The sequence below is a fragment of the Acidobacteriota bacterium genome, from assembly GCA_040754075.1.
GTDB lineage: Bacteria > Acidobacteriota > Blastocatellia > UBA7656 > UBA7656 > JBFMDH01.
The window spans coordinates 1-11,991 of sequence record JBFMDH010000020.1; the positions used below are offsets into that span (position 1 = coordinate 1).

The following is an 11,991-nucleotide window of genomic DNA, read 5'->3' on the forward strand; positions in this document are numbered from 1 at the left end:
GTCATCTGATCTAAAATCTGGTTGACGAAAGTCATAAGCCAATCTCCGATTGTCTGGTGTCTGGAAACATCCATTTAATCGGTATTGGCTTATTTTTTCATCTCATTTTTTGTCCGAACCATTGTTTACGTGAGATTGAAAAAGATGACCGAACAAACGGAAATAACCGAACAAACGGAAAGCCCAAACACTTTCGAGATATTTGAAAATTTTTCGTCTGTTCGGTTATTTCCGTTTGTTCCGTAGTCTGTTTTGAGTTCTAGTGATAACGACTGCTCGCTTCACAGTAATTCATTCAAGCCTGAACTTCGCGCAGCCGTCGTTCGAGAAAGCGGCGTTCGCTATCGTTGGTGACTAAAGCAAGCGCCCGTGTGTAACTCGCAGCCGCTTCCGGGTTGCGACCCAGGCGACGCAACAGGTCGGCGCGCGCCGCGTGTAACAGATGATATCCATCGAGTTCAGCGGCAAGCCTATCCATCAAACTAAGTCCGGCTTGTTCGCCATCTGCTATGGCGACCGCTACTGCACGATTCAGCGATACAATTGGCGAAGGTTGTGCCCGTTCCAGTAAATCATAGAGGCGGACAATTTGTGCCCAGTCGGTGTCTTCATATTTCAATGCCTGACAATGCTGTGCAGCAATTGCCGCCTGTAAGGCAAACGGCGCTGCGCCGCCACTCAGTCCCTCTTCAACCAGCGGCAACGCTTCATTGATTTGCTGCCGATTCCAGAGGCGACGATCCTGTTCTTCGAGCAAAACAATTTCACCAGCCTCATCAAGACGGGCTTCGCGCCTGGCATCGTGCAATAACATTAAAGCCAAAAGCGCCGTTGCTTCTGCGGGCGGCTTTGGCATCATCAAGGTTCTCACCAGACGCGCCAGCCTGATGGCTTCCGCGCAAAGGTCGGCGCGCACCATCACTTCGCCGCGCGTCGCTGCATAGCCTTCGTTGAATATCAGATAAATCACCGTGAGCACCGTATCCAGGCGCGCAGGCATCTCGCCCGTGTCAGGCACGGCAAACGGAATTCCCGCATCACGAATTTTGCGTTTGGCGCGCACCAGACGTTGCGCCATCGTCGCAGTGGGGACAAGAAAAGCGCGGGCAATTTCATCGGTCTCAAGTCCGCCAAGCATTCTAAGCGTCAATGCCACCTGCGCTTCGAGCGCCAGCGCCGGGTGACAGCAGGTAAAAATCAATCGCAGCCGGTCATCGGCAATTTCGCTGGTGTCATAATTCGGTTCTTCGCTGGTTGGCATCAACCCGGAAGCCGCGTACCATTGCAGTTTCTCAGCAAGTCGCGTTCGGCGGCGTATGCGGTCAATAGCTTTGTAACGCGCCGTTTGAATAATCCAGGCGCGGGGAAATTCAGGAACACCCTGGTCTTGCCACTGGCTTACGGCGACGGTAAAAGCGTCCTGGGCGGCTTCTTCGGCTAAGTCGAAATCGCCAATCAGCCCAATCAACGCGGCAACGATGCGTCCCCAATCTGAACGATAGACGGAATCGATGGCTTGAGTGATTTCTGCGGTTGGGTTTTGAAGCATAGTGAATAATAAAAAATTTTTTGCTGAGGTGTCGATTTGTCGATGCGCCATTCGATTTACTGATGAAAGGAAAAAATGGAGGCAGATGTGATGAAATATGTTCTGCTGATTTATCTGGAAGAAACTGCATTGAATGAAAGCGGACGTGAGGCTTGTTATGTAAAATCCGCAAGTCTCGCGCAGGAACTTCATAGCAGAGGGCAATTCCTGGCAACTGCGCCGCTGCATTCGGTTGCCACCGCAACCAGTATTCAGGTGCGCGAGGGTAAACGCCTGGTGATTGATGGCCCGTTTGCCGAAACCCGCGAACAACTCGGTGGCTTTTTTCTGATTGAGGCGAAAAATCTCGATGAAGCCATCCGCATCGCTGAACGCATTCCCGGCGCGCAGGTCGGCACCGTCGAAATTCGTCCGGTGGTTGAGGTCGCAGGGCTGCCGGAAACGTCGTTCTGAGTTGATCAAGTCAAAGCCCATCCTTTCATCTGGCAATGAACTTTCAATAGCCGCCGATGGGTTGATGAAACGTATCGGCGCTATTGGTAAAACAAACTTGAAGTACCAAATTCAATTTTTAACAAAAGGAGAAAGACAATGAGATTTATGGTAATCGTCAAAGCGAACGAAGAATCCGAAGCGGGCGTGATGCCGAGTGAAGAAATTTTGGCGGCAATGACCAAATACAATGAAGAACTGGCAAACGCCGGCGTGATGCTGGCGGGCGAAGGGTTGCATCCTAGCTCGAAAGGCGTGCGCGTCAAATTTTTAGGCGACAAGCGCATCATCACCGATGGACCTTTCATCGAGACCAGAGAACTCATCGCCGGGTTCTGGTTGTGGCAGGTGAAGTCCAAAGAAGAAGCCATCGAATGGGCGAAGCGTTGTCCGATGGATGGCGGCGCGGAACTCGAACTGCGTCAGGTTTTCGAGATGGAAGATTTCGGCGCGGAATTTACTCCCGAATTGCGTGAAAAGGAAGCGCGCATTCGCGAACAAATCGCTGCGAAAGAGTAAAACGCTGAGCGATTTTCAAATTATTTGAAGCCGATTACAAAACGGTTTGATGATGGTTAATGAGGTTGAGAAAGCGGTCTTTGACCGCGCTCAACAGATATGCAGTAAACCTAATCGTAAACTGCATCAAGTACAAATTAAATGGAGAGCACATGCAAAAAATCACTACGTTTTTGACTTTTAACGACCAAGCCGAAGAGGCAGCAAATTTTTACGTTTCGCTATTTAAAAATTCCCGCATCACCAATGTTACGCATTACGGCGATGCTTTGCCGGAAATGAAGGGCAAAGTCATGTCTGTGAGTTTCCAGCTTGAAGGGCAGGATTTTATGGCGCTAAACGGTGGCTCACAATTTAAGTTTTCGTCAGGCATTTCGCTTTTCGTGAACTGTCAGTCACAAGCAGAAGTTGATGAGTTGTGGGCGAAACTCACGGAAGGCGGCGAAGAAGAGCCGTGTGGCTGGCTGAAAGATCGGTACGGCGTATCGTGGCAAATCATTCCTGCCGCTTTATCCGAGTTGTTGCAAGAAAAAGATGCTGAGAAAGCCAGGCGAGTGGTGAGCGATTTATTGCAAATGAAAAAAATCGACATCAACAGGTTGCAACAAGCAAAAGGCTGAATTCGATATTAACCCTCAATAAAGAAGGAGAGCTTGATGAAGAATACGATAAAAATTTTTAGTGTCGTCATTGCCGGATTCCTGATAATTGGATTGTCTTCGGTGGCAGGGTCACAGACCCAATCGTCTGCGACCACAGACCTTCAAAAAAACCAGCTCAGGGATTTGATGGTGACGCGCACCTTTGAGGCTCCGATTGCCGAAGTATGGAAGTATTGGGCAGAAGCCGACTATGTTAAGAAGTGGTGGAGTCCGACAGGCTACACGACGCCGCTTGCCAAAATGGATTTTCGCGAAGGCGGCACCTCGCTGGTCTGCATGCGTTCACCGCAGGGACAAGACCTCTACAGCACCTGGACTTACCGAAAAATCGTGCCGTTGGAATTGATTGAATATATTCACTACCTCACAGATAAAGACGGCAACCGGGCAGACCCTGTCAAAATGGGCTTGCCTGCGGATTTTCCACAAGGCGTGCGTAACGTCATCACCTTTAAAACGGTGGGCAACAAAACCGAAATGACGGTTACCGAATACGGCTATCACTCGGAGCAATGGTTGAAGCTATCGAGACTGGGTTTAGAGCAATGTCTCAATAAAATGGCGGCGGCTTTGACTCAAAGTTAGCGCGATTATTCAAGACCCTGACCGTTGACCTGTGGTAACTGATTGCCGCGTTTATTTTGCGGCAAACGCTTTGAATCATCACCTGACCTTCAGGGCAATGGTATGAAGTTAAGCACCGCAGATGGAGCGCCGGTTGTCTAACCTGCGACCATCTTGGTCGAATACTCTTTGAAATTTCGAGGACATACTTGTCTAAATCGGCGCAGACTCGACAGTCGGCGCTACATTTTTCTTTAACTTCATGCCACTGACTTTCAGGGTTCGGCAAGTAGAAAAAGTGGTGACTGTAGCGTGTCACGCTACGGTCATCACACTCCAAATTTATTCACTCTCTGCGATTCAGTTTGATCTTTTGCGAATCAAGAAACGCTCTGTGGTATCGGTCGCCGAAACGTTTTTGAAGACACGAAACAGATAATAAAAAGACGGCAACAACAAAACCAGTCCGGCGAGCAAAGCAATCAATACCAGCCGCAAGGTCACATCAGGCGCGGCGGCGTTTTGAATGGTTATATCGGGTTCGATCAGATAAGGATATTGCGCCAGTCCCCAGCCCCACAAAATCAACGTGATTTGCGCGGCGGCACAAAATCTCGCCAGTTGAAATTTATAAAACCACAATGCCAGAATCGCTCCGGTTGCCATCAATCCCGTCGTAATTTGTAGCGGCCACGTCCAACGACTTTGGCTCAAGCCTCGACGAATTAACGGCGCGCCACTTTCGGATAATAGAAAAACTGTAAGCGCCAGTAAGCCGACAACCACAGCCGCAATCAATGCACGCTTGCGAAAATCTTCCTTTAATTGCGGGTCATCGGTTTCAAGCGTTAAATAAACCGCCGCCAGATAGGCAAACAACGCGAGCGCAAAAAACCCAACCGCAAATGGAAACGGCGCAAACCACGGGCGAATAAAAATTTCTACAGCCGTGCCTTGGTCAGTTTGAATTTTGCCCGAAGCAATCGCGCCGAGCGTCACGCCGAGCAGTATCGGCGTCGTGAGACTGGCGATGGCAAAAATTCTGCTCCAGCGACGTTGGGTATCGTCTCTTTTATTATCGTAGGTGCGAAACGTAAATGCCGAACCGCGCAACACCACTCCGATGAGCATTAAGGTGAGCGGAATGTGCAAAGCGGTGGCAATCGCGGCGAAGGCTTTGGGAAAACAGGTGAACAACAAAACCACCACCAGAATAAGCCAGACGTGATTGGCTTCCCAGATGGGACCGATGGCTTCGGCAATCAATTCGCGTTGCGTTTTGGCACGACGACCTCTGGCAAACAAATCCCACACGCCGCCGCCGTAATCAGCGCCCCCCATCAAAGCATAAAAGGTGAGCGACACGAGCATCGCGCCTGCGAGTATCACTTCAAGCGACATAATCTTCCTCCGCATTTTGAAGCGACCGCGCGTTGAAGTTGCGCGGACTTTTGGCGACTTGACGAAATAATAACCAGACAACGACTGCCGCAAGCATTACGTAAAGCAAAGTAAACGTCACAAACGGCACGACAAGTCCGGGCATAGGGGTTACCGCATCTGCGGTTTTAATGATGCCATAGATAATCCAGGGTTGGCGTCCGACTTCGGTAACTGTCCAGCCTGCTTCAATCCCTATAAAACCGAGCGGCGCGGCAAACACCACGGTTCGCAAAAACCAGCGGTTGGCAAATAGCGATTTGCGCCACGCCAGCCACACCGCCCACAGCGCCACCGCCATCATCGCGAATCCTGCGGCAACCATTACCTGAAAAGCGATGTGAACGATGGCGACCGGCGGCCAATGTTCACGCGGAAATTCTTCGAGTCCTTTCACGGTCGCCTGTGTGTCACCAAACGCTAAGAAACTCAAGCCGCCGGGAATTTCCAAGGCATAGGGCGTCTCGCCCGCCGCTTCATCGGGAATGCCGCCGATGCGCAACGCCGCGCCGGTTTCGGTTTTGAACTGTCCCTCGAACGCTGCAAGTTTGGCGGGTTGATTGACCGCTACAGTTTTTGCGAGCAGGTCGCCACTTAACGGTTGCAGCACAGCCGTGACGCCGCCGACGGTTAAAGCAATCGCCAGCGCCGCGCGATGAAAAAGGTTTTGCCGGTCGCGCAGTAGTAAGAAGCCATGAATACCGGCAACCGCAAATCCGGTTGCTGCATAAGCGGCAAGAATCATATGCAGGGTCTCAGAAAACGCTGCGGGATTTTGCATCGCGGCAATCGGGTCAATATCAACGGGCTTGCCATCAATCAATCGAAATCCGGTCGGCGCATTCATCCAGGCATTGGCAATGACTACGAAAATTGCGCTGGCTGCGCCACTCAGGGCAACTATAACGCCCGCGAGCAAATGGGCGCGCGGCGAGACTTTCTGCCAGCCATACAGATAAATTCCTAAAAAAATCGCTTCGGTGAAAAAAGCAAATCCTTCGAGTGAAAACGGCATGCCGATAATCGGTCCTGCCCATTCCATAAACTGCGGCCAGAGCAATCCGAGTTCAAACGACAGCACGGTTCCCGACACGGCGCCAACCGCGAATAAAATCGCCGTTCCCTTTGCCCAACGTTTTGCGAGTTCGAGATAAACTTCCCGACCTGTGCGCAACCAGCGCCATTCGGCAATCACCATCATCAAGGGCATGGCAATGCCGACGACTGCGAAGATGATGTGAAATGCCAAAGACACAGCCATCTGTGACCTTGCGGCTAACAAATTATCCATAGGTGCGTCCCTGCTGCTTAGCATAGCGAGGCGATGTGCGTGAGGCGAATGGGCTGGCAAAAATCTTGCGGCACCGGATTACCACTGACTGAAGTATTGATTTTTCTTTTCAAAGTTGTATCTTAGAAGCGGTTTAGAGAAGCAATCCGCCAATGATTGCCTTTGCTAATCAATGAACTTTTCGCAAATCCTGCCCTCAAGGAAATTATTTCAACCACCATCAAACAAGTAGATCGTAATCAGAGCTTTGCTTTCTCACGGCGAATCTTTCCCGACAAGCGATCTGGAGGCAATCGCATGAAATTGGTCAACCTTCACAAAGTGATGCTGCTTTCGCTTCTGGCACTGAGTTTAATCGTTATGCCATTGATCACGCCTTTATCCGTTTCGGCGGGCGGTAATTTATTAACGAGTCAACAGCCTTCGGCGCAAATGCAGCCTTCGCCACAACTGCATCCGCGCCCGGAAGCCGGCATTTTTATCATTCGTCACCAAGGCAAAGCTTTAAGTTGTAATGACGCGCTACCATCTGAAGTTGAAGCATTGGCATCGCGCCATCTCAACGCCGAACTTCAGGTTTTAACCAATGGCAAAGATTCGACCGGGCAATTGCAAAAAAATAAAGGCTTGAAAATTATTTTGCGAGGCACGGCGCAACTGGAAAATTATCCTGAAGCCAAGGCTGCCATGTTGCGGGCGGCGGCAAACTGGATGCAGCAGATTAAAAATAAAATCACTATGGTGATTGATGTTGATTTCGGCGTCACGCGGTTTGGTGACGCTTACGCAAAAGATGTTTTGGGAATCATCAACACCGCGCCTGTCGGCGCAGCGAATCTCTACGCTGGCATTCGCGATAGATTTTTGAATAAAGCGAAAAGCCCGCAGGAAGATATGCTCTATCGCGCGCTGCCCGAAGACGGTGTGCCGACCGCCAATGGATTCACCAAAAATATTTCCGCGCCGGCTGCGGTCTTTCGCTCACTCGGCTTACTCGAAGCAGATGCGACAAGCGATGCAAACACCCCGTCAATCGCTTTTAACTCAGTTGGCAATTTTGACTTCGATGCGCGCGATGGAATTGACCGTGACAAGATTGATTTTGAAGGACTCATCGCTCATCAGATTGGTCATGTGCTGGGGTTCGTGTCCAATGATGCGGACAACAGCCGCACTGAAACCGCCTCGGATTTTGTGAGTACCTGGGATATGTTTCGCTTTCAACCCGATGGTTCAACCGGAATTTTCACCACTGCTAAACGCCTATCGCTCACCGACGAGGCATCGTTATTTTTCGCGAATCCCGCTACTCGTGAAGACGGACAATCAAGCCACTGGCAAACCGAACATTTTGGTCGTCACACGGGAATTATGCAGTCCACTATTCAATCCGGTGAACGCTTGCGCATCAGCAATAATGACCTTGAGGCGATGCAATACATCGGTCACACAGTGAGTCTGACGCCCGCCAGCACCGACGATTTTATCGCTTTAACCTCGGGCGTGGCGCTGACGCGCACAATGGCTGCGCCACCGGAAGGCGATTGTCTGCTTGACCCTGTGCAGTACACCATTCAAATTCCGAGCGATGCGACGCAACTCAAAGTTGAACTCACGGGCACACCTAATCTGGAATTATTTGTGCGCATCAATGATCCGGTTCTCGCTTTTGGCGCGTCGGTTTATGCGCACTTCATTTCAGCCGGTGAAGACGGCAACGAATCCATCACGGTTGATGCGACCCCGGCGGCGAAAATTATTCCGGGAACCTATTACATCGCGATTGGCAACTGCGGCGCAGGCGCAGGCGATTACACCATCAAGGCAACAGTTGACACACCGGGCACGGCACCTGTGGTCAATGCCCTGGCAGCGCGGCTTGATGGCGATACGTTGACGCTCAGCGGAACCGCTACAGACCTTGAAGCCGATGTTACCAAAGCGTCATTCAAACTTTTTGATGAAAGCGGCAAAGAGCTTCTCGCTTACCCGGATAGCGATGTCGATTTTGGTGGTTTACAAACCGGCAATTTCAATTTCAGTTTTTCAGGGATGGCTCAAACCAACACCTTGACGGCAGTGCGCATCACCCTTTTGCTTACCGATGCGAAAGGCAATCGCAGTTCGGTCTACACGGCAAATTTCAATCAAGCGGATGCGGGTGGACCAACCATTAAAAACGTCACCTTCGATAATGAAGGAGATGTGACGATTTTTAAAGGTGTGGCTTTTACGAATGCCGCCTACCAGGTTGAGATCAATGGCGTCATGGTCACCCCACCGTTAAACGCAAAATTGAAAGGCGTGAAAATTAAAATGAGTGGCACGCGGGCGCAGGCGGGGTTACATGCGGGATTGAATCGCGTGCGTTTGCGTTTAAACGGCGCTTATTCAAATCTGTTTTTGCTGAAACTTAAATAACCCTGAACTCGGCGCTACCGCTTACAAACGGGGCAGGAGATGCGCGTTTTGATAATCAAAACGCGCATCTCCCGCCCCGTTTAAAATTTTCAACCTTGTTAAATTTGAAGACGAACCCGAATGATACCCAACCGTAAATTTGCTCGAAGAAGCGTTACTCAAGTCTTTCCAAAATCCTGCTTTTGAGTGGCACAATGGAAAATTTCAAACTCGGTTCACGTATGATATAAAGCCATAAATACACTTTTACACTGAAAAAATTACCTAGTTGCGAATTTTTTGAATTCACCGCAAAAGTTAAACCCGAAAATAAAAAGACTTAATTAAATTATGAAACCGGCAAAGCGGACAAAAATTTGTTGCACGCCATTTGCAACCATTTTTATCCGTTAGCGAATCTTTGAATTATCGAAAGGCGCTAACGGATTTCAGGTGGAGTGTATTTGAGAAGACCGAGGATAGTTTGTTTAACCTCGGTTTGGGAAATATGAAGGGCATCCTGATACAAATTGGTATAAGTCTGATAGGCTCCTCATCCAGCGTCAGGAAAGGCAGCCAATCAATCTTAGATTCAAACGAAAAAATTTACTTTTTGGAGTAACACTAATGAAAAAAATGTCGCTTTTGAAATCTCTCGTGATGTTGCTGTCTCTGACCATGACCAGTTCGGTGCTGGCTTATCAGAACGGCGTAACGCAGGACAAAGATCAATCCACGGGAACGGACTCGCGCCAAATGCAATCGCGCGTGGCTTCCGGTCAAAAGATGAAAGTCGAAGGCACCATCATCAGACGTGATAATGATAGTTTTGTTATGCGTGATACAACCGGTTCGGAACTGACTGTACAACTGACCGGCTCGACCAAAGTGGAAGAAAAGAAGAGCAACCCGTTTCGCGGCGCCAAGAAATATTCAACGACAGAAGTCATTCGCGGACTTTTCGTTGAAGTTCAAGGGCGCGGCGATGCCGCAGGCGCACTGGTTGCCGAAAAGGTTAAATTCTCCAGTGATTCGCAACGAGTCGCGGTTTCCATTAACTCGCAAGTCGTGCCGGTTGAAAATCGTCTCGGAGAAGCCGAAACCCGTTTAACCGAAACCGAACAGAATGCCAAGCGTTTGTCGGGTCAGGTTGAAGAGTTATCACAGGTGGCGAATCTCGCCAAAGGTGGTGCGGCGGCGGCTCAACAAACTGCTGATATGGCGGTTGAAGGGGTCACCAAAACCAACGAACGCATTGCTTCACTCGACGATTACGAAGAGAAGCAAATCGCCACAGTTAATTTCAAAGTCGGAAGCGCCGTCCTGACCCCCGAAGCCAAAACCAAGCTGGATGAAATTGCCACTCAGGCAAAGAATGAAAAAGGTTTTGTCATCGAAGTTCGTGGTTTTGCTTCTTCGGATGGCTCAACCAGTTTGAATGATCGGTTAAGCGAACGTCGCGCCGATGCGGTGATGCGTTATCTGGCAAGACAGCATGAAATTCCGCTGCGCCGCATTGTTATGCCGCTCGGTTATGGTGAAGCGATTCCGGTGGCTGACAACACCACGCGTGAAGGACGCGCACAAAATCGTCGCGTCGAAGTTAAAATTTTAGTGAGCCGCGGAATTAATTCTTCGGTCAATATGAATCGCGCCGTGAGCAGCAATCAATAACGCTCACCGCAAATCAGGTTTAAGACGCGACTACAAACTTTGCCCCCATTCGAGAGTCTTTTGAAGGATGATCTCGGTAAAGGTTTTGGTCGCGTCTTAATTATTTTCCGACAAAGTTTGATTATCTGATTGAGGATATTGATAAGCGAGTAACTTTATGCAAAGCGATTAATCGTCTTAGGTAAGCAAGCTGTCGCACTATACTCAGGATGAAAATCGTCAATAGGAGTAAATTGTTTTGTGTACACAGCGATTTAAAAAGTTCTTTATTTTACAATTGATTTTAATATTTGCGGCAAGTCTGCCGGTCTTTAATGTTAAGGGCAACGTGCCAACCTCAATGACGGCGCAAGACCCCACAAAAAAACAGGAGCAGGATCAGGACGCCCCGTTGCGTCTCAGTTCGCGTCTGGTGCAGGTGCCGATTTCAGTTTCCGATGCCACAGGTAAACCGGTTAAAGATTTAAAAGCCGATGATATTGTGATTGAAGAGGACGGCAAAGAACAACGTGTCGTGGCGCTTGGCGAACCCGGAAAAACGCCCATTGATATTGCTCTGCTTTTTGATGTTTCAGGCAGCACCCACGGTCAATTCGCTTTACAAAAACAGGCTGCCGTACAGTTTATTCAGGATGTGTTTAAACCCGGCGACGCGGTTTCTTTATTTGAAATTGGCACCACGCCTAAACTGTTCAAAACGCGCAATAGCAATAGCCGGGAAATCATCACGGGAATTATGACAATGGAGCCGATAAAAGCCGCCACCGCATTTTACGACGCGGTCGTCGACGCGGCGCTTTATCTCGACAAAAATGCCGATACCGGAAGCCGTCGCGTTCTGGTGGTGATTTCCGATGGTGAAGAAAATTACAGCGCGAAAAATAATATGACCGACACGCTTCGCGAAATCCAGAAAAATGATTGCTTATTTTATTCGATTAATCCGAGCGGCGAATCGGTTCGCTTAAACGAAGTCAGTCGCAAGGGGCAGGATTTAATGGAATCGTTGGCTTCGCAAACCGGCGGCAAGGCGTTTAATTTGACTCGGACACAAAGCCTGCAAGCGGTCTTCAGCCAGATTGCCGAAGAATTGCAAGCCCAATATTTATTCGGTTATTACACCTCCGATGAACGCAATGATGGCTCTTTCCGGCGCATCACCGTGCGCGCGCCCAATCGCCCCGATTTACGCATACGCGCGCGCCAAGGGTACTATGTGCCGAAAGGTTGAAATCGGTATTGAGGATTAAATTTGCAATTTTTCTGTTGCGCGGCTAACCCTGAGCGCAAAGCATTTTTTTGTCTTTGAATGATTTTGACGCGAAATTTTTTGTATCCGTCAGCCTTGCGGCTTGCAAAACATTTACCGGGGTTGAACCAGTGTTTTTTGACCGCGCTTC

10 protein-coding genes are annotated in these 11,991 nt (G+C 49.5%); 7 read left to right on the plus strand and 3 right to left on the minus strand.

Annotated elements, in window-relative coordinates:
* Positions 1-295 precede the first annotated feature (295 nt).
* Positions 296-1,549 carry an RNA polymerase sigma factor gene (locus AB1757_19745; GenBank protein MEW6129283.1) on the minus strand — a complete coding sequence of 418 codons (1,254 nt, stop codon included), beginning with the start codon at positions 1,547-1,549 and terminating at the stop codon, positions 296-298.
* A 90-nt stretch (positions 1,550-1,639) separates the two neighbouring features.
* On the opposite strand from AB1757_19745, the gene AB1757_19750 reads away from it, so the two are divergent.
* From AB1757_19750 to AB1757_19765, 4 genes are all read left to right on the plus strand, one after another.
* Positions 1,640-2,002, plus strand: coding sequence for a YciI family protein (locus tag AB1757_19750; GenBank protein ID MEW6129284.1), 363 nt, complete (start codon positions 1,640-1,642; stop codon positions 2,000-2,002).
* 138 nt (positions 2,003-2,140) lie between these two features.
* Positions 2,141-2,560: a YciI family protein gene (locus tag AB1757_19755; GenBank protein ID MEW6129285.1), complete on the plus strand. Its 420-nt coding sequence runs from the start codon at positions 2,141-2,143 to the stop codon at positions 2,558-2,560.
* A gap of 152 nt (positions 2,561-2,712) precedes the next feature.
* Positions 2,713-3,180 (plus strand): VOC family protein, encoded by a 468-nt coding sequence (locus tag AB1757_19760; GenBank protein MEW6129286.1) that lies wholly within the window; start codon positions 2,713-2,715, stop codon positions 3,178-3,180.
* A gap of 36 nt (positions 3,181-3,216) precedes the next feature.
* Positions 3,217-3,807 (plus strand): SRPBCC domain-containing protein, encoded by a 591-nt coding sequence (locus AB1757_19765; GenBank protein MEW6129287.1) that lies wholly within the window; start codon positions 3,217-3,219, stop codon positions 3,805-3,807.
* Between the two features lie 339 nt (positions 3,808-4,146).
* On the opposite strand, the gene AB1757_19770 is transcribed toward AB1757_19765, so the two are convergent.
* Both AB1757_19770 and AB1757_19775 read right to left on the minus strand, forming a co-directional pair.
* Positions 4,147-5,187, minus strand: coding sequence for a cytochrome d ubiquinol oxidase subunit II (locus AB1757_19770; GenBank protein MEW6129288.1), 1,041 nt, complete (start codon positions 5,185-5,187; stop codon positions 4,147-4,149).
* Positions 5,177-6,517 carry a cytochrome ubiquinol oxidase subunit I gene (locus tag AB1757_19775; GenBank protein ID MEW6129289.1) on the minus strand — a complete coding sequence of 447 codons (1,341 nt, stop codon included), beginning with the start codon at positions 6,515-6,517 and terminating at the stop codon, positions 5,177-5,179. Before AB1757_19775 ends, AB1757_19770 begins: the two co-directional genes overlap by 11 nt.
* A 297-nt stretch (positions 6,518-6,814) precedes the next feature.
* Here AB1757_19775 and AB1757_19780 point away from each other — a divergent pair, with 297 nt between their 5' ends.
* The 3 genes from AB1757_19780 (at position 6,815) to AB1757_19790 (ending at position 11,822) form a co-directional block, all read left to right on the plus strand.
* Positions 6,815-8,938 (plus strand): NF038122 family metalloprotease, encoded by a 2,124-nt coding sequence (locus AB1757_19780; GenBank protein ID MEW6129290.1) that lies wholly within the window; start codon positions 6,815-6,817, stop codon positions 8,936-8,938.
* Positions 8,939-9,544: 606 nt separating this feature from the next.
* Positions 9,545-10,591, plus strand: a complete 1,047-nt coding sequence (locus tag AB1757_19785) for an OmpA family protein (protein ID MEW6129291.1) — start codon at positions 9,545-9,547, stop codon at positions 10,589-10,591.
* Between the two features lie 238 nt (positions 10,592-10,829).
* Entirely contained in the window at positions 10,830-11,822 is a 993-nt protein-coding gene (locus tag AB1757_19790; GenBank protein ID MEW6129292.1) for a VWA domain-containing protein, read from the plus strand.
* Positions 11,823-11,991 lie beyond the last annotated feature (169 nt).